Origin of the sequence: Comamonas sp. C11 (assembly GCF_024496285.1) — a bacterium.
GTDB classification, from domain to species: domain Bacteria; phylum Pseudomonadota; class Gammaproteobacteria; order Burkholderiales; family Burkholderiaceae_C; genus Comamonas; species Comamonas testosteroni_F.
This window is the reverse complement of record NZ_CP101744.1, coordinates 102553-122053: the sequence shown is the minus strand read 5'-3', so window position 1 is coordinate 122053 and position 19501 is coordinate 102553. Positions and strand designations below refer to the sequence as shown.

The window sequence follows — 19501 nt, the reverse complement described above, 5'->3', positions numbered from 1 at the left end:
AATGCTGCTTCATCTCATCCCACGCTTGTACGCCTTCCGCTCAATTGAAGACGAATGCTCGTTGATCGATTTTGAATGTCCGACGCTCGGCATATTCCTTCGAAATGGACATGAGCTGGTGGCAAGGCGTCCGTACCCCAACAAGAACTACCTGGTCTGTTGCCGAAAGGTCGGGCAAAAAGCCATCAATGGACTCTTGATAGAGTCTCCCACTCGCATCAACCAGCTCACAACCATCACACGTTGGGCAGTAGGCGCGGAGCGCGTTGTAAGCCATAAGGTCCAGTACGTGATCTTGGATTCAGAGATGGATGCGATAACTGAGAGCATGGTCCTATGGCACTCAATGTCTCCCAGTCTTGGCGGATTTGGAAACCGTTGGCCATCAGCTGCACAAAATTGGACACCAGCATCAGCTCAACCGCGCATGGAGTTGTTGCCTCGCTACCGGGACGGGAACATTCAGGATAGTTTGGATGAGGCTGGCCGCATCACAGAGCGTTCTGAGATCTTCCATCTCCACACAGTAGAACGTGAGCGTGTTTTATTCAGAAGTCAGACAGATCTGTACAGCAGAAATCCAACTGCAGAAATGGCATTTACTGCTCCTGCATAAGCTTGTTGCTTGGGCACCCGTCAAGCGCAAAAAAGGCCTGCAGCTCCCGATGAGCGCAGGCCTTTGTCATTGGCAGCTACTGAGCGTTACTGCAGCGCGGCTGGCTGCGAACGCCCGCCAGCATCATCGATGCCGATCAGCTGGACATTGGGCTTTTTCGCATCGCCTACGCGGTTCAGCGTCAGGCGATCACCTGTAACCGCTTTCACTTCACCGTCTACCGTCCATTCGTAAGACCTCATGCGGCCATCTTCATCTTTGCAGGATGCATAGAAGAGCCAGGAGCCTACCGTTTCTCGCTGTGTCAGCGTGCATGTTGGCAGAGTGTTTTCTTTCACACTGATCCGCACCTTTGCCTCAGCTTCCTCACCCATTTTGCTGCGGATGCTGAACGCTACATCGTGATTACCAGCATTAAGAGTGATTCGGCCATAGTGTCCCGCGACATCCAGCTTTTCACCATTCACGGTGAACGAGCGTGTGTCGATGCGGTCAAGCGGATGGCCACCAGTCACATATGGTCGTAGCAGGACATCCAAGGGGGCGCGGTTGATTGCGTTCGACCCAGAGTACTGAAGTTCCACCTTGTAGGGGGCAGACTCAGCGATTGCCAGATCTTGCTTGATCACAGTCTCATGGCCACGGGCATCTTTCACAACAACGCCAATTTCATACACACCGTCTTCAAGGATCTTGAAGGTGCGCTGTGTCGCCTTGCTAGAGTCCGTAATGACTGCCTTGGTAGGAAGAGACCAGCTATAGGTAGGCTCTTCAAGGTTGCCACTGAATGCGATAGGCCGGATCTTGACCGTCACCTCTGAAGGTGCAACCTTTGCGGTTCTCTTGATCTCCAAGCCAAAGGTTGGCCACACATACTCCCAAACCTTTGTCTTGAAAACGTAGGTGGACTCAGCCCCATCTTCACGGAAACCTTGTGCCCATGCCGTGTAGGTCACGTTAATCGTTTGCGATGCAAGATCTTCATCACTGGGGGTGTATTGGATGGATGTGCCCTTCTGAACAGTTCCATTCGGTAGAGTGAACTCGCCATCGAACGACAAATCCATGTCTCGATACGGAGGTGTCACCCGTGCAGCCAGTTCATAGGTCTTTCCCTTCTCGACCCGAATTGGGCCATCGACGTAGACGCGCGGCGGCTTCATCTTCAGGAATTCCACAGTTTTTCGAACAACGCTGTAGCCACTCATGTCCTCTGCAGGCGCTTCCTTAGAGCGCGCTCTGGCCACCAAACGCACTCGGGCCACTTCAGACTGTTTGATCTCGAACTGGGTCGATCCTTCATTGAAGGTTTCTCCGTTGTCTACAGACCATTCAACCACTGCATTACCTGTGTTCATTGGCTTCCCATTGAGCGTCAGGGCAGCTGTGACCTTGGCTGTACCTCCCACGTAGAAGGCTTGCGCACCTGTGAGCACAAGTTTCGGTTTGTCGTAAGCAATGACTTCCACTGGCTCCGAATACTTGGACTTCAGCGAATTAGCATTGACCACCTTTGCGCGGACCTGATGTGTACCTTTGTCGAAGACATTCACAAACATGAAGCGTTGTGATTTGTTCTTGACATCGTGCGCCACCCAGCTCTTTCCACCATCTGAACTGACCTCCCAGACAACATCGCCCACAGCGCGCATATCTAAACGCTCATCGATGCTCAGCTTGAAGGTGTTCGTGAAAGGGGCTTCTCCAGACGTTCGACGGCTAGATATGGCTGATGTGATCTCTCCGCCTCGGGAAATGGTGACGAAGGCACCTTGAGGCGACTCTGCCACTCGCTTGTAGCCAGGTACAGGACTTTCCAGCTCAGCTTCGGCCACGAACCGCAGCGCCGTCGAATCTAAACTGCCAACATCGACATTGAATACAGCCTCGCCAGTTTCAGAGATCTCAACTGGTGCAGCAAGCTCTTCGCGCTTGTTGTAAGTCATGACTCGCACCAACCTCACCTTCCACTTCCCCATTGTCTCGGGGGTGTAGGTCGAAGAGGTTGAGCCTCGGTCGCTCATCGTGACCACCACCTTCAAGGGCGAGGTGTTAACAGCTGTGTCCGAATCCAGTTTGATGACTGGCTTCACACTTTCGCTGGGCGCTGCATAGACGCTGTACACGACTTCCTGTTTCACACTAGGAAGTGCGGCAAAGGCCGCTGCAACCTTGTACTTCGTGACTTCCCACAGATTACGGGCATCCGCATTCAATCGTCTAAAGGTCGAATTGTTGGACAGGCCCATCGACTGCTCAATTTTTGCCTGTTCCAAGACTTCAGTACCACGCGCGATGGATAGGTCCAGAGCTGCACGTACCGACTTGATTTCGACATCACCGATGTAGCCGCCCGCCATCGGAACAACCAACACGTTTTCAGAATCTGGAACCAAGCTCTTGGAGTTGATAAGGATCTCGGGCTTAGGTGGGTTCACCGCCGTCAGGTTGATTGACTGCTCATTGAGCTTGATTTCAGCCCCAGTTTTGGTAAACAGACTCACGCGCCAGGAGATGGGGTGCACACCCTCAGACGAGACAACGCCACGAAGATAGGGCGTGTCAGACCGCTCATCTTGAACCAGCCCTGGTGGGGTCTTGATCCACTCAACAAAGCAATAATTGCTCGCTTGCTCAGATGATCGAGTGGCAGCATCTTGAATCGCCGCATCTCTGTTCATTGTGAGACTGCATTTGTAGCCATCTTGGATCTTCAGCCTTACACCGGCATCAGTAATTGAATGGACCACATTGGATATATCTTCAGTAGCAGCAAGTGATACAGATCCCAAAGCCGATACCGAGTTCACCGACGCTATACCACTCTGCACCTGATTCTTTTTCCCTTTGCTGTCGTACACATACAGCGCAAATGAAACACCTTCCCTACCGACTTGATTCATACGACCAACGAGGTCTACACCATTCGCCACATCTATCTGAATACTGTCACCAACAGGTTTTGAAAAGAAGTCCACGAGACAAATCGGCGCAAGAATATTGTTTGCTGCTTTGGCCTTCGATTCTTGCGTAGTCAGTTGGCATGTTGTTGATGTTTCCGGTCGAAGAGCGACAGTGTAATTCTCAATTCCCTGAACAATGCTGCGCGAGGGGAACGTGATGTCAATCTCTGGCTTCCACATCGTTACTTCACCAACAACGATTGGAGAATTAGGTGCAGAAGAAGAAACCAAGATATTCGCCACACCTTTTTTGAATTGAGCACCGGGCTTAATATCAAATGCAATCTTGCTTTCGTTAGCGCCAAAGTTGTAGTCTTTGATAACTGTTTTTGTTTCTCCAGGCAAAACTTCTACACCATTAACGCGCACGGGAGCCTCAGAGTCAGATCTAAGAGTCAAGAAAATATCATAGACACCAACAACGTTTGAGCCATCTTTCAAAGTAAATTTTTCCGTTTCCAGAATCCTTTTCCCACCTTCCAACAGGTAGTCGCCTTCAAATGCAGGAATGGAAATTTTGGAAGAATTTCCCTTTAGCGCGATCTGGTTCGGCTCATATTTGAAAGTGACACTTTTCTGGACCTGATTTCCTTGACTATCTTGAGCCTTGATGCTCAGAGTATATTTTTCATTCTCCTTCATGCTTGGAAACATCACTGGGTATTCCAGAGCATAATTTCCCGCAGAAAGTGAACGCACAGTCAGAAAAACGTTCTCATTGGACGCCCCGCCCTTCAGGTTTACCTCGGTTATCCTGGGTGTTTTGTCCAGTGCATCAATCAAGTTAATCTTGACATCATCAAGTGTCGAAATTGAGGTTCCGGCAACAATGTTCAGGACAGGCGGGGTAGAATCAATCGCATAAATACCATCAACACTTTTTTCGACAGAGTTTCCATAATTATCCAATGCTCTCAATGAAAAAGTGTATTCTCCATCAGGAAGAGACTTATATGAAATCGTGAGATTATGGTCGTTGCCTGCAGATGTTCTTCCACTGACTTCGGCAATTTCCGTCACCACTCCACTTTTATTATTTTTCGCATCGATATATCCCTTATTGAGTCCCATCCCATATGAGGTTGTGCCTGGCTCATTGACAGTAAAAACAAATTCCTTTGTTTCCCGGATATGAGATACAGATGTTATCGTCGGACTCTTCTTATCCCAGTAGAAAAACCGCCCATTTCCTGACAGTGAAAGCTGGCCGTCTGACGCTCTTTTAAATACGCCATTAAATGAGTATGCACCATGCGAATCTGAAGTGTTAAATGGAAAATCAACTTCCATTTCACACGAAACTTCACCAGCCGGAATTACACATGAAGGCTTCCCTTGCGTAACTTGGATGTCATAGCCTCTAGGTGCTTTGATATGAAATCGGAGGCGTGATACTTTGGTATCTGCAGGAACATTTTTATCTTTCGTGTAGAAAGTATTAGCGCCCCAACCAAATCCATCAATGTATGCCTCCGTGAACAGTGGCTCCGGTGCTGACTGCAATGGATCAATCTCAGCATTTGGAACCGACATCGACTTACATGCATGTGTGGACGTATTGGTCCACCTATGCGTTTCGTTAGGGAAGTTGCCGAGTTCATTTACAGGCCCATCCATCACCAGATAAGCATAGTCCCCATCAGCTGTCAATACGGTTTTTGCGACTCCCATATTCGCAAAGTATCCACCCCAAATCGGGTCAAAATCTCTCGATTGATTTTTTTTAACACGATACAATGCTTTAGCCGGATTGAACTTAACAACATTCTTTCCATTGCTTGGGCCAACAAATCCCTTCAACGCCGGAATACCAAGAAAGTTGCTTGTTGAATTGGGGTCATAAAGACCCATAAATTCCGGTATATCAGGACAGGCTGAATTTACATACAACTCTCTTTCCACTGCTGAAGTATTGCCAGCAATGTCATTAATGTTGAACTTGAGTCTATACTTTCCATTATCAACATTGAATGTATTTGCAAAGAAAGTTCTTTTTAAGTCTATAGAATTCGAATTCTCGGCATACTGAGCATCACCGGATTTGACAACAATGCCAGAATTTGATGTCAGAAGTTCATAATTAATTGCCTTGACAGAGTTGCTGTCATAAATATTGGATATGGAGACACTGGCTAAACCTGTCTGGTTATCTACTTTCGCAACGGCAATAAGACCATCGGCCATGATGCCGCCACCATAGGGGGACGTGATCGCAATTTCGCCTGCGGTCGGTGGTGTCGTGTCCACAATGACCTGATACCCATCAGTCTGAACCACCTGATTTGACGATGAAAGAAGCTCGGCCTTTACTGTGTACTTGCCTTCCCCTGGTAGCCTTAAAGTCATTACAAACCCGTAATAACTTTTGTTGTTCGCAACAACTCTGTCATTGGGTCCAACAACTGCGCTCGTTTGGGTCGCTATTTGTTTTCCAGTGGCATCAATGGCCGTCAATCTAATCTTCCGATCAATACCGGCACTGACAGTAACCACTATATCACCGGATGGATTCAAGAAATCAATCGCTGAAGAAGTTTGAACAGTTTTTGTTTTCTTTAAAGTGTCCGTAAATTCATATTGGACAACTTCAGCATTGGCCCCATGTAGAAGGCCAGCTGCTGCAATCAGGAACAATGCACCTGACTTTCTGCGGAAATTCATACGCGTCTCCACGTAACTATGGGAGCTTTCAGTCTAAGATTCGCCCTTTGATTTCCTTGAACACCAAGTTGCCCTTCCTGGGCGGAAATGAAAAGGCCCGCAGCTCCAAGAGCGCGGGCCTTATTTAGTAGCTACAGATCCTTACTGCAGCGCAGCTGGCTGTGAGCGCCCGCCTGCATCATCGATACCGATCAGTTGAACATTGGGCTTCCTGGCATCACCGCTGCGGTTCAGCGTCAGGCGATCACCTGTAACCGCTTTCACCTCACCATCCACAGTCCATTCGTAGGTTTTCATGCGGCCATCCTCATCTTTGCAGGACGCATAGAAGAGCCAGGAGCCGACTGTCTCGCGGCTTGTCATGGTGCAGGTTGGAGGCTGGTTCTCCTTCACCGAGATATTGAGCTTGGCCGTGGCCTCGCTGCCCATCTGACTCACAACCTTGTACTGAATGTCATGCTCACCCGCCTGCAGGACAGTCCGGCCATAGAAGCCAGTGACGTTCAGCTTCTCACCGTTCACGAAGAACTCCCGAGTCAGGATGCGATCTTGCGGATGCCCACCGGTCACATAAGGACGCAGCAGAACGCTCAATGGTGCGCGATTGATCGGGTTCGAACCCGAGTACTTCACCTCTACGGAGTAAGGTGCAGCTTCACCGATCAGGATGGTTTCCTTCAGCTTTGCAACGTTACCTCGCGCATCACGGACAACCACACCGACATCAAATGCTCCCGTGGAATTGAGAACGAAGGTTCGCAGCGTGGGGAACTTGTCGTCGAGCACATTCGCGCTTGCTGGAATATTCCAGTCGTAGGTAGGAGATTCAAGGGTGCCCTCGAAAGCAATCGGACGCACTGTCAGCGTGATCTGCACTGGCGACACGTTTGCGCTCTTGCGGATCTGCAGACCGAAAGATGGGAACACATATTCCCAAACACGCGAACGCATCGAGTGAGTCCCTTCAGCCCCCTGGTTGCGGTAGCCATCAACCCAGGCGGTGTATTTTGTCTCGACTCGCTCTGCTGATAAGTCAGCTGCAGTGGGCGTATAGGTTGCCGACTCGCCGTTGACGATCTTGCCGTTCGGCAAGGTGAAGGCACCGGCCATCTTCACGTCCATCGAAGGGTACGGAGGTGTGATGCGCGCATTGAAGGTGTATGTCTTGCCCAATTCGATTCGTGAGGGACCAGTCACGTAAGGACGGGGCGGTTTCACTGGCAGAAAGTCAATGCTCTTGTTCACGACATCAAAAGCATATGCATCGCTGCCTGGTGCATCAATGGATCGAGCGCGAACGGATAGCTTGATTCGGGCTTCCTTGTCAGAGGTCAGCTGAAACGTGTCACTACCCTTTGCGTAGGTCTTGCCACCATCCTTAGACCACTCAATCACGACACGATCTTTGCTGATGTAGTCCTTACCAAATTTGAATTTGGCGCTCATCGTGGCCTTGGAGCCGATGAAGTGCTGCTGCGCGCCAGTCAGTTCAAGCTTGGGCTTGTCATAGGCGATCACATCCACGATTTCTGTGTACTTTTCCTTTGCAGAGTTGATGTTGGTGATCTTGGCCCGGACCTTGTACTCACCTTTCTCGAAGGTACGCATGAACATCATCTTGCGCTGTTCCGGCTGAACGATCTTCTCCCAGCTCGATCCCCGGTTGCTGCTGACTTCCCAGACGACAGCGCCGACCGCTCGCATATCAAGAGCTTCATCCAGTGCCAACTTAAATGCTGTCACGAATGGAGCTTCGCCTGAAAGGCGTCGCCCTGTCACTGAAGCCCCAATCGCATTACCTCGCAACACGGTAATGAATGTCGGCACTGTTGATTCTTCAGTTCGTTTGTAGCCTTCTATCGGAGATACAAGCACCGCCTCTGCGATGAAGCGCACCGATGCTGCATTCACATTGTCCAAACCAACATTAAACGTCGCCACGCCGTCAACGGTTTCCACATAGTCCGTCATTGGCTCTCGCTTGTTGTAGGTCATGAGCTTGACCAAACGGACCTTCCATTTGCCCATGTTTGCGTTATAGGCCTCTGCAGGCTTATATCGGTCACTCATCGTCACCTTCACCTTCATGGCTTCAGTGTCCACAGCCTGGTTCGAATTCACCGATACAACCGGCCTCATGCCAAGCGATGGGCCTGCCACGATGCGGTAGACCTTCTTTGTCTTCACTTCAGGCAACAACGTGTAGTTGACGTTGACGGTGTATGGTGTTTCCGTCCAAAGAGGCCGCTCGTCGGTATCAATACGGCGGTATAGCTGGCTCTTGTCAAATCGGCTTGGCTCAGCCACACCAGACTCAAGCACGTCAGTGCCTCGCATGATGCTCACATCCAGTTGAGATCTCTCAGATGTGATGGTCACGTCCCCCACATAGCCCCCCGTGTGAGGCACTACTAGCAGGCTATCGTTAACGATGTGCGGGGAGGTAATCTCTACCGTTGGAACAGAAGGATCAACGAGCGTAATAGGCTGTGTTTGCTCATTCAGGATAATCTGTTGTCCCGACTTGCTGAACATCGAAATTTTCCACTTCAGCTCAGTCGCGCCCTTGTTCGGGATGTTGCCCTGCAGCAGGGGAACTTCGACTCTCTCAGCTTGGCTCAAGCCTACAGGCAGCTTTGTCCACTCCACCCAGCAGCTTGGGCTTGCTGCGATGTTCATCTTGGTGCTGGCATCGAGCGCGGCCTTCTCAGCGCCTTGCACGAAGAGACACACTGGACCTTCGACCTGCTTGACGCGAGTGTCAATTTCCTGAATCCGACGAGTCACCTTCGAGAGATCGGTGATCGTGGCTATTTTCACCGAACCCATTGGCGATGTGACGTTTAGCTTGCCACTGCCGTTACCAACGAGATACTTGGTGCCGTTGGAGGCATACATGTAAAGAGCAAACGTCATGTCGTTGCTCCCCAGCTTGGATGCCCTACCTTGCAGGTTGATGGTGCTCTTGTCTTTTTCAGTAGATTGGTAATCCCCCTCTGGAATCTTGTCCCAACCCAGCAAACACACCGGGGCTGTGATGGGATCAGCGGTCTTGGCACGGGATTCATCCGTACTCAGGGCACACCGGCTCCCATTAGCAGCGTCATTCACTGCATTCGTTGTGTACACATCAATGCCCTGGCGCACGGACGCAGATGTTCCTGTGAGCTTCCCAGCTGGCTTCCAGACGTTGATATTCGCAACGAGGACTGGGGAGTTCGGAGCTGAGGTTGTGACCAGCAAATTGGATGTGCCCGTTTGGCCATCCACTGCTGCAGACACGGACAGGCTGATCTTGCCACCTGTGCTGGCGAAGTCGTGGGCAGGCATCACGACAACAGTTTGGCCAGGTTCGACAACGAAACCGTTGACTTTCAGCGGTACTTTGGCGTCCTTGCGCAGCGTGGCCATGATGTCATATCGACCCGACACCACAGTACCATCACGCATAGTCACGGGATTGGAATCAATCACCTCCTTGCCGCTGGCACGCCTGAACTCCGCTGCCAAGGCAGGGATCGACAATATGCCACTCGCGTCTGGCGACATCGTTATTTGGCGAGGTGTGTAGTCGAAGCCGAAGCTCGCTTCTCCTATATTTCCCTGATCGTCTACGCCTTGAACCGTGAGCGTGTAGCTTTCACCTTGTTCAAGGCTCGGGAACATGATTGGATACTCCAAACCATAGTAATTCAGTCCCAGTGAGCGTGCTGTTAGATAAACCGTATCTTTTGTCGGTCCACCCTCAAGCTTGATGCTTGTGACTCGCGGCTTCGCCGTAGTTTCATCATTCACAGTGAAGGTAATATCATCAAGACTTGTCACACCGCTCCCTGATGAAATGATCTTAATCACTGGCTTGGTTGTGTCGTTCGCAATGGTGAATAATTTTGGAGATGGAGCTGCAGTATTTCCCCAGTTATCCGTTGCCCACGCGTAAACATCATACTGGCCAGGGGGTAGACCTTTATAGCTTGTCGTAAATGTATACTTGTTATTTCCAGAAACGACAGATTCATGATTGAAAATAGTTTCTTTTCCAGACTTATCGACAAATCTGAGGCCTGAATGCGGGAGGTTTACAGATCCCCAAAGACTACCTGAGTTTCCTTCGAAGAATTCAACAGATACTTTCTTCTCAAAACTATCGTGACTGACGAACCTCTGAAATATCGGATCTTCGCCATCATAGGCAAGGGTGATATACCCCGCAGGCACCACCATTCCAGGGATATCTAACCGACTAACATTACTCAGATACTGATACATCAAAACTTCGCCTGTGACGTTCCAAGGCGTATTCGTATTGATATAGCAAGACTTCTGATTCGCGGGGACATCACAGGTCTGCTGTGCGACCATCACCCTTTGTACATATGGCCGTGGTTCAACCTCAACTGCGATACCAGTCATCTTGGTATCTCTGGGAATCGTCCTTCCTGGAATATCTTTGAATCCAACTTGGATACGACCATAACCAGCGATGTCAAACTCTTGCTTGATTTTATTATGAGGTGGAGTCGTTGAAGCTGTGAAATTAGCCTGAGGAAGTCTTACATCATCACAAACCCAGAACCCGCCACTGTTCCACCGCAAAAAATCCCCAAATTGTTTATCTGGATTAATAACACCGTCAATCTTGTAGTAAACATAGTTGCTATCACTATGAATAACAGAATGACTAATAACCCCACCAGCATCGGCTACAAAATATCCGCCATAGGGTTGTGTTTCTGTGGCAGCTTTGCTTTGGCTTCTTGGAGATCGATAGATGAAGCTACCTGGGTTCTGAGGAAGATTAAAACTTCCGGTAATCTCTCTATATCCCTTTAATTGCTGCACACCATACAGGTTTCCGCCATATGCTGGATCGTAGTATCCAACAGGAATTGGAGTTGCAGGGCAAATACTATCATTATGAAAGATCATCGAAGATGATGAACTATTGCCTGCTTTGTCCGTCACAAAGAATGTAATCTTATTCTTTGAGTTTGCCCCCAACGAGTTGAATGCTTTGTCGAACAAATCATTGACATTAGCCCCACCGATGATTGCCTCTTTCAAGCTTTCGTTGTAACCAACATCACCGGTGTTCGTGATCAGGCCGGTTTTCGGCCCATTAATAACTTCAGTTTTAAAGTTGATAGACGATATTCCACTTGCATCTTGGACATCTTTAATACCAATATTTCTCGCTTCGGTTGTACCGAATTTAGGTATCCCATCACCCTGTATTCCACCGCCATAGGGTACGCTCCAGAACCACTCACCTGTTCTTGGTGGTGTCCTGTCAACAACAAATTCGGTTTGTGTTGTCTGAACGATTTTGTTAGCTGATGACAGAGTGTCTTGACGGGCTACAAAGGTTCCTTCTGAGGGAGAGTTGAATCGGAGAATAGCACCGTAGTACGACTTGGAATCGACAACAATCTTGCTGTTGAAACCCAACAACTCGCTTGTTTTGCTTTCGACTTCAGCGCCTGTATCTTTTCGAAGAATGGTGATTTTCACCTTTCGATCTGTACCAGCGCTGGCATAAATATCAAGAAAACTATCAGGATTGATGTACCTGTCTTCAGCCAGTACCTCACGCACTTGGCCACTCGCTTGACTGAATTTGTATTGCAGCACATCAGCGTGCACGGAACCTGCCGCGCCCGCCACTAGGGCTGCGGTAGCGCACAGGACCACCTTTTTTACGCTTTTCATGGAGTTCTCCACGGACTTATAGATGGTGTCAAGGCTAAACACGCATCTTCAATAGTCGGCCCGTGGTGTGGCCCATATTGGTCAGCTAGTTGTTTTGTGCAGGATCAATGCGTACAAAAAAACGCTCTTACGAAAAAGAGCGTCATCGATCTAGTGTCTATCAAAAGCTGGAGACTGGTCCAGCTTAACCAGGCTCACTGTCCTTAGGCTGCTGTGGCTGCTGTGGCTGCTGTGGCTGTGGGGCCTGCTGGGCCTGATGGGCCTGATGGGCCTGATGGGCCTGCTGAGCCTGCTGAGCCTGCTGAGCCTTCAGCTCTTGGTGCCTACGTTCAGCGGTTTCAAGTTCTCGCCTTTTTTCCTCTTGATTGGCGCGCGCTCTTTCAAGTCGCTCTTCTGCCATAGCCTCTTGCCTACCACTGCCATCGCTTCGATTGCAAAAGCTCTCCGTCTCGGAAATGCACTCAGCTCTGGCAGCCTCATATGCCGCTCGGGCTTGATCTAAATCTTTACTCATGGCGTTGTCCTCCTTTTTTGTTCGGTGGACGGGTCACTCTACAGATGCAGGCGCATGAACGCTGCGACGACCGGAAAAACGCATAACCTTTGTAGGCCTTTGTAGGATAACTTCTCCTCTTAGAAGTTACGTCAAAGTTTTCGCATGCGAAAAAGATGTCATTCGTTATGTCAGCATCGCTCTCAAGCTGACTAGAGCAAATAAAGTTCGTCGGACACGAAGAAAGTTAGTCGAGCGGGGACCGCCTCTCGTTGCTTAAATTAGTCGCAGCAAAAAGAGCGTGCGCGAGCTTTTTTGTTTCTAGAGAGTTGTTGGTCTTGCTCCACTGGAAGCCAGTCGCTTGATTTTGCGGTTCGCAGCTCCAGGATCTCGCCCTCTTTGAGCGTTTCTAATAAGACTCTGTCCTTCTGTAGCTGATACGATCAAATCTTTATATCGTCAGCAGGGAAGCGCGTGTTTGATCTACTCAAGTTGCTCACAAACAATAGTTCGTCGCTCACTCGGGACATGCAGGACTGGTTTCAACAATATCCATCTGACGCCCCTTGGAACATCTATTCAGACTACTGCGTGGGCAACACGGAGAAGGCTAACGACAGCTTTTCATTCGTAATAACTCTCAAACATGACACTGATAAGAATTTTTCCGAATACATCTCTAACGTAGCTCCGAAAGATTTAAAAAAATCTCGGCAAGCTTCTGAAGGCCTGATTTCTTACCTTAACTGTCCTGTGGCATTCAGTGTGTCGTTCATTGTTGAGCGGGAGTCGAAGCTGCTTCGGGATTTCATCACTGACGGCAACATCCACGATTTTTGCCTCGGTTTACAGGAACTGATCTCGACATGGCTTTGTTTGCCAAATATTGACAGAGAGTATTGGCTCCGAATTAATAAGGCATTGGGATATTTTGCCCTAGAGGTAAAAGGTAAAAAATTTAACTCAAAATTAGCGCGGCAGTTGCTTCTGACCTCAACATTCGCTGCGTTCCTTTTCCTTACACTGAATCATCTCAAAAGGCCAGCGTATATCCGGTGGATCACGGATCGAGATGCTACATTTGAAAAATACAATGAAGTGGCGTTTGATATAGCATTTTTGCTGTTTCTCGTCGCACGCAATCAGTTAGATTCTGTGAAAAACCCGAGTAAGCCACAGTATATTTTTGCTTACCCTTTTATGGATGGTCAAACTGACTACGCTGAACACGTTCGACTTCCTGATTATCTAGCCGGACTTTGCGCAGACATAAAATTACCATCGTTGGAATTTTCACACACCAAGTTTGAAAAGATCTTAGGGAAAGCCATCGTCAACTCTAAGAACAACATAGTTATCCAGATTCTCGGTAATTCAGAAAAAATTACTTCCCGACGCTTGGTATTTATGGAAACAATATGAGCGCACTTTATAACGGAACGCTGCTGTGGTTGCATTATATTCTCACCTTAAGAGGCGGTGAATCTACCTTGGTCTGTATGACTTCTAGATTCATTTCTATAACGAACATTAAGCATTAAGCGCGCTATACATACCATCCATATTTCTCATAGCGATGAACACCTAGATTTTGCGCGGTTAGCGGTAAACTCGGTTAAAAAGTCGCTACGACTACATTCCTTCGTTGAGGGATTTATATAGAATACCAAAGATTGATACTCATGCTCGAAATACGCAGGGTTCGGCGTAATAAATGACGAATGGAACACCCCAAAAAGGGCAACATAGGTAAGCATCATTTCACCCATCGGCACACATGCCAATGTATGCCCTCCATGGTAAGGATTTGAAAATTGAAATGGATGAAGCGCAGGGTCCCCAGACAAACCAACAATTCCTATTTCCTTCAACATTTCAGGGTTCAAGCCTGTAGTGTTGATTGCACATCTATATCGCTCTCCACTCGTGGATGCTATGGCAGCGTCTCCAAGTGTGGCGACACTCATGAGATACGAAGTGCGGCACATAAATCGAAGCAGTAGATTGGTATCAAGACCTAGTTCAGTAGTCATATCACTGGCCAATGGCTGACATCTAGTTGCGACTAAGAGTGGCTAACATCACTTCGTCACAGGCCCCCGCAAAGCAGTTATGCTCGCTGCCCTCATGGCACGACGACCCGTAAGCAAAGAACTGTGGCGACAGCTACAACCCCTGATCCCAGCCTTCGTGCCTTCTGCCAAAGGCGGTGCGCGCAAGCTCACAGTCAGCGATGAAGCCGCCCTCAACGGCATCCTGTTTGTGCTGCAAACAGGCATTCCATGGGAAGACCTTCCCCAGTCCCTTGGATACGGCAGCGGCATGACTTGCTGGCGGCGCCTGCGCGACTGGAATGTCGCTGGTGTCTGGGAGCAGTTGCACCAGGCCATGCTGATCCGCTTGCGTGAACACGACCAGATCGATTGGAGCCGGGCCAGCATTGATGGCTCCTCGGTACCAAGCCCCCGGGGGGCCAGGAAACGGGCCCCAACCCCACGGACAGAGGCAAGCTCGGCTCCAAACGACACATCGTCGTAGATGCCAGGGGCATCCCGCTGGTGATCTTGGTCAGCGGCGCGAACCGGCACGACTCCAAGATGTTCGAGAGGTGCGTGGACGCGATTCCTGCGATTGCAGGCTTGTCAGGGCGTCCCCGTAAAAGACCAGCTAAGCTGCACGCCGACAAAGGCTACGACTTCAAGCGATGCCGGACCCACCTGAGGCAGCGGGGCATCATCGGCCGGATTGCCAGACGAGGCGTTGAGAGCAGCCAGCGGCTGGGCAAGCACCGATGGGTGGTAGAGAGGACGCACAGCTGGTTTGCTGGCTTTGGCAAGCTGCGAATCCGCTTTGAACGACGGCTGGATATCCACGAAGCGCTGTTGAAGTTGGCGGCAGCGATTATCTGTGCACGCTTCGTGGATAGGTGGTGTTAGCCAGTCTAAATCCACACCCTTCTTCTTGTATTTCTTGATCACTTCGTCTGCATGGGTTTTGGCTTCCGAACCAAACCCTTTTACAGCCAACACCATTCCACTCTGGGGGTCAGTTTCAACGGGTGATAGAATGGAAAATTCCGCTTTCTCGGGTGTGAGCTTTAGGCGTGCTTTATCTCCATTTCCAAGCACACCATTGAGCACCACAAAGTCCTTCCCTGAGCGCGAAGTCACCCCTCTCGCTACTGCAAGAAGCTGAATCATTTCGTTTTTCAGCATTGGCACATCGAGTTCGATGTTCAACCGTTGATTCTCTGAAGCGTCAGTATCAAGTTTAAATGATTCCGGTGTTCCTAGGGCGCTTGCCAAAATATGTTCACCATTCACTTCCGCACACTGGATAAGGGGCACTACCAAGTAAGGGCAAAGTGTGTGAATAGATTTCAATGTAGCCATAATTTATACCGCCAATTGATACCTGATTCCGTCAAACTTATATGTATCTGATTTTCTAATATTGCCTTTATAGTCGGCAACACTAGTTATAAATGATTCGTGTACAACATTTAAATACTTTAAATCCTGATCACCTCTTGTTCCTTTTCTAGCAACGTCAATTGCATAGAAACCTGTATTCGCATGGACCATTTTTAGGGCGCTTTCCCAGCCATTCCCTTCTGGGTCATACTCATGCATGGGCAGAGAAAATATTTCTTGAAATGAATCACCTATCTTAGCATGCAAAGAGATAGATCCCATAATCCAACCTTGGCCCATCCATCCGTGCTCCATATAAATGGCATATTTTTCATCACCTATAACATGAACAGATATATTTGGCGCAGCCCCCCAGCTTCCTGCTTGGAACGCAGCCACATCATGAGTGGATAAATGCCAACCACCCTCTTTCTTCGTGAATTCAAATATGCTTAGGTGTGGCGCAGAAACGTGGCAGTCATCTCCTTCTGTTTTTGTAGCAAAAATAATAATAGCTTCTTCTTTATTCTTATAGATTGGAAAATAGACATTCACAAACTCATGCGACAATGGAGGCTCAATTTTCAAGTTGAACCCTTCCCAGTCAGACGATATTAAAATCTCTTCACATATCCTTTTTGCATCCTCTAAATTCCATCTACCTATAATATCCAGCTCTTTCTTATCTTCTTTTTCTTCGTAAATGTTAGAGATGTTTGAATTATTATTAATTGTGACATTCCCAGTATTTTCACCTATATAGTTATTATTTTCGCCATCAAACTTTTGAAAAACTTTTCTTGATTCACTGGATGAGCTTTTATCAGGTTTTAGTACTGTGTATATGGCAACTATTGCCCCTACAATTCCTGCAAGCCATGACCACTGCTCTAAACTACTTGGAATCTCCATAATATGCAATCATCCCCTTGATATTCTTATCCTCAGCGTTGTTCTTAGCATCGAACATACACTGCAATTCACGAGTGCATTGCACTCAGACTTTCCAAACTGATACAGAGACTTTCCTAGTCCCAAAAAAGCGCAGAAGCAACAGCCCCTAAACCAGTCAGGCCCATACCTAAACCGAACCAAACTTTATACCAATCAGAAATCAGTAGTTCATCTGAAACTAGTCCTGTAACCACAACACCCAAGCCCAAAATTGTTGCGGCGATACCAATTGACTTAATTCTCGCTTTACGTTGCCACGCTGGGCTTTCCTTTTCAGCGCGAATCGCTGCATCCATTTCATCAGCGATTGCTTGAATCTCTGGATTGTGAAATTTGGCACTTTGCCATTCTTTGGCTGTGGCATACGCCCATGAAATCAGTGCCAAGCCAACTCCTACGCAAAGCACAAACGGCCCATGGCCAAAATTCCAAAGTGCAGTCTGAATGACAACTTGGCCATCCTTTTCAATTGTCGGCATGTTCAGGCCTGTGCAGCCTAAGAGAACAAGCAGAGCGCCCAACAGAAATCGACCTGCTGCTACTCGAAAAATCCAAGCCCAAATACTCATGATGAATTCCAATCAGCCCGCCGAAGCAAGCCTGTCGCTCAGCAGGTTGGCTTCCAAAAAATCTGTCGTTAAGCCTTCGCATGCATTGAGACATGCGCAGATGCGGCGTGCTTCCTCTTCAGTGCAATTGAGCAGTAGCGACTTAAGTTGCAAGCCATGCAGATGGTGGTAGTACGGCCCCATACCCTGCGCTTGGGTAGTGCTCCATTTTTTCTCGGGTATCGTGCATTGATCGATCATCTGTAGCTCGCCTGCTCCCGCGCCTGGGCGTTCAAATCTTCAATAGCGTCATCCGGCAGAAGAATGCGCAGATCGGTAGAACCAAGCATCACATAGTCGTCCGAAATTTCATTGCAACCCGCCTCCTCAAGCAACTTCGTTGCCTTCTTTGTGAGTCGCTTGGGCTTCTGTCCCAGCCCAAGCACCAGGACGTTGATAGCTTCTATTGTTCGCAAATCAAATTTGCGCACCGATCCATTGGCATCGGAAAATCCAGCTTCCTGCAGCTTCGCTTCACTTTTTTCGATATCGCTCTGCAACTTCAGCAAGTGGCGCTTTGCAGTTGAGGGTGTCATCACTTTCCTGTTTTCCGATCGGTTAGGAAGTCAGTCTTTGATGCGCTCGACAGCGCCAATTTCGCTTTGAGCTTTGACGAGCTGGCGAGCTGCGTCTTCTAGGATCGCTCGTGCTTTGGAATACCGGCAATCATTCAGCAAGGAATTCGTCATCAACAGGTCATTGATCGCATTGGCGTGGGCATAAAGGTTATCTATCACCTCAGTCTGTGCGTTGAGTTCTTCAAATGCCATGGTGTTGGTTTCCTCGTTTAAAGCTCGAAAGCGGATTCCACGATCTTGACCACTTCGGGATTCAGTCCTTCATGGCCTTCAACGCGCAGATTGAAGTCAAAGGCTTGCAACTCGCGCAAGGCGGACTGCATGCGGCCCAGCGCACGAACCTGCTGAATCATCTCAACTGGTACTCCGTAGCTGCCCATGGTCTGAGCCAACGTATTAACGTCGATGTTCACGGCTTCAGATGTTTGTGCCATGTCTTCTCCCTGTAGTTTTCAAAGTCTCACTGGCAAGCCCATGAAGGCTTGGCGCTGAGGCCTTGAGCCAGCCCTGTGCGGGCCAGCAAGTTTCCTTTTAGTCATCAGGAAAATTCACACAAGTCCATTGACCTGTTGAATACGAAAATGAAAAGTACGCAGTCTTGGAAGACTTCGGATATACGAATGTCAGCGCGGCTCGGTACTCAGTGCCACGTTGTTCAAAGGAAGGGATCGTCGGAACCCCTTCTGGAACTGAAGCCAATTGCGTGGGCCAGACCACCTTAACCCTCTTCCAGAACGCCTCGACAATACTGTCACTTGGCGTCCACATTTTCGGTTTGCTCATAGCTCTTTCCATTGTTTTCAAGCTTCAATGCAATGCGCTGCTCACGCATTGCGCTGGAGCCTGGGCCAGCCCCTTATAGGACCGGTGATTTCCTTGGTCAGTTCTGGGGCTGGCTATCTGCTCGCCACACGGTCAGCATGTGCTCAAACCAGCCAGGATCGAGGCTATTCACTGCGTACGGAATCGAATCATCTGGGCAAAGCTCGCGCATCCGGCCTGATGCCAGGGCAACATAGCGGCGCTCACCACCAGACAGCACGCCAGTGCGGTCATAGTTGCCAGCCCATGCTTCACGGGCAATTTCGTCCAAGTGCTCAAGTTGAGTCATTCTTCTTTCCTTGATGTCAGATTGAACTAGCTAATTTAGCCAAGACGGCGCGGGCGTTAGCTTTAGCTCCTTGAATGCCGTCATGCATTCCTCGTGAATCATCTTCAAGCACTCCAACGTCTTGCAGAGCTTTTAGCGCTTTGTACATTTCTTCGGCTGCGGCGATCTGGTGAGCTTCTTCGCTTGTGCAGTTCAAAAGCATAGGCCTGCTCAGACCTATTAAATGGTGGTACGTAGGCCCCATTCCCTGCGCGGGGCTGACGCTCCATGTAATGTGCTCGCCGTGGCCTTTCAGCCAGCTTTGGCACTCTTCATAGCTGCCGGTAAAGCTGGTGCTAAAAATCCAAGCGGTGAATTTACCGTTATGGTTGTCTTCAAGTCGAACGGGCTTCATG

General features: G+C 49.0%; 13 protein-coding genes. 3 read left to right on the top strand and 10 right to left on the bottom strand.

Annotated elements, in window-relative coordinates; genetic code table 11:
* The first annotated feature begins 1 nt into the window (after window position 1).
* Window positions 2-616 (top strand): DUF6012 family protein, encoded by a 615-nt coding sequence (locus NOX35_RS27240; protein WP_256497042.1) that lies wholly within the window; start codon window positions 2-4, stop codon window positions 614-616.
* An 86-nt stretch (window positions 617-702) separates the two neighbouring features.
* Here NOX35_RS27240 and NOX35_RS27235 read toward each other — a convergent pair whose 3' ends face one another.
* Both NOX35_RS27235 and NOX35_RS27230 read right to left on the bottom strand, forming a co-directional pair.
* On the bottom strand, window positions 703-6240 hold the full coding sequence (locus tag NOX35_RS27235; protein ID WP_256497041.1) for an Ig-like domain-containing protein: 5538 nt from the start codon (window positions 6238-6240) through the stop codon (window positions 703-705).
* Window positions 6241-6381: 141 nt separating this feature from the next.
* Window positions 6382-11949 (bottom strand): Ig-like domain-containing protein, encoded by a 5568-nt coding sequence (locus tag NOX35_RS27230; RefSeq protein ID WP_256497040.1) that lies wholly within the window; start codon window positions 11947-11949, stop codon window positions 6382-6384.
* A 967-nt stretch (window positions 11950-12916) separates the two neighbouring features.
* Here NOX35_RS27230 and NOX35_RS27225 point away from each other — a divergent pair.
* Window positions 12917-13864, top strand: a complete 948-nt coding sequence (locus tag NOX35_RS27225; RefSeq protein ID WP_182312574.1) for a GCN5 family acetyltransferase — start codon at window positions 12917-12919, stop codon at window positions 13862-13864.
* Between the two features lie 705 nt (window positions 13865-14569).
* Window positions 14570-15378 (top strand): IS5 family transposase gene (locus NOX35_RS27220; protein WP_182312724.1). Its coding sequence is split into 2 segments (ribosomal slippage): window positions 14570-14900 and window positions 14900-15378, totalling 810 coding nucleotides; the frame shifts between segments, so codons are not numbered across the junction.
* Window positions 15379-15837: 459 nt separating this feature from the next.
* Here the strand turns inward: NOX35_RS27220 and NOX35_RS27215 are convergent.
* The 8 genes from NOX35_RS27215 to NOX35_RS27180 all read right to left on the bottom strand — a co-directional run bounded on the left by NOX35_RS27215 (window position 15838) and on the right by NOX35_RS27180 (window position 19500).
* Window positions 15838-16767 carry a hypothetical protein gene (locus NOX35_RS27215; protein WP_232536459.1) on the bottom strand — a complete coding sequence of 310 codons (930 nt, stop codon included), beginning with the start codon at window positions 16765-16767 and terminating at the stop codon, window positions 15838-15840.
* A 116-nt stretch (window positions 16768-16883) separates the two neighbouring features.
* Complete coding sequence (locus NOX35_RS27210; RefSeq protein WP_182312578.1) at window positions 16884-17378, bottom strand: hypothetical protein; 495 nt, start codon at window positions 17376-17378, stop codon at window positions 16884-16886.
* Between the two features lie 12 nt (window positions 17379-17390).
* Entirely contained in the window at window positions 17391-17618 is a 228-nt protein-coding gene (locus NOX35_RS27205) for a hypothetical protein (RefSeq protein WP_182312580.1), read from the bottom strand.
* The gene (locus NOX35_RS27200; RefSeq protein WP_182312582.1) at window positions 17615-17953 is read right to left on the bottom strand and encodes a hypothetical protein; all 339 of its coding nucleotides are present in this window, start codon (window positions 17951-17953) and stop codon (window positions 17615-17617) included. Before NOX35_RS27200 ends, NOX35_RS27205 begins: the two co-directional genes overlap by 4 nt.
* A 30-nt stretch (window positions 17954-17983) precedes the next feature.
* A complete protein-coding gene (locus NOX35_RS27195; RefSeq protein ID WP_182312583.1) occupies window positions 17984-18187 on the bottom strand; it encodes a hypothetical protein in 204 nt (67 codons plus the stop codon).
* A 17-nt stretch (window positions 18188-18204) separates the two neighbouring features.
* On the bottom strand, window positions 18205-18429 hold the full coding sequence (locus NOX35_RS27190; RefSeq protein ID WP_182312585.1) for a hypothetical protein: 225 nt from the start codon (window positions 18427-18429) through the stop codon (window positions 18205-18207).
* Window positions 18430-18875: 446 nt separating this feature from the next.
* The gene (locus NOX35_RS27185; protein ID WP_182312587.1) at window positions 18876-19106 is read right to left on the bottom strand and encodes a hypothetical protein; all 231 of its coding nucleotides are present in this window, start codon (window positions 19104-19106) and stop codon (window positions 18876-18878) included.
* Between the two features lie 16 nt (window positions 19107-19122).
* The gene (locus tag NOX35_RS27180) at window positions 19123-19500 is read right to left on the bottom strand and encodes a hypothetical protein (protein ID WP_182312589.1); all 378 of its coding nucleotides are present in this window, start codon (window positions 19498-19500) and stop codon (window positions 19123-19125) included.
* Window position 19501 lies beyond the last annotated feature (1 nt).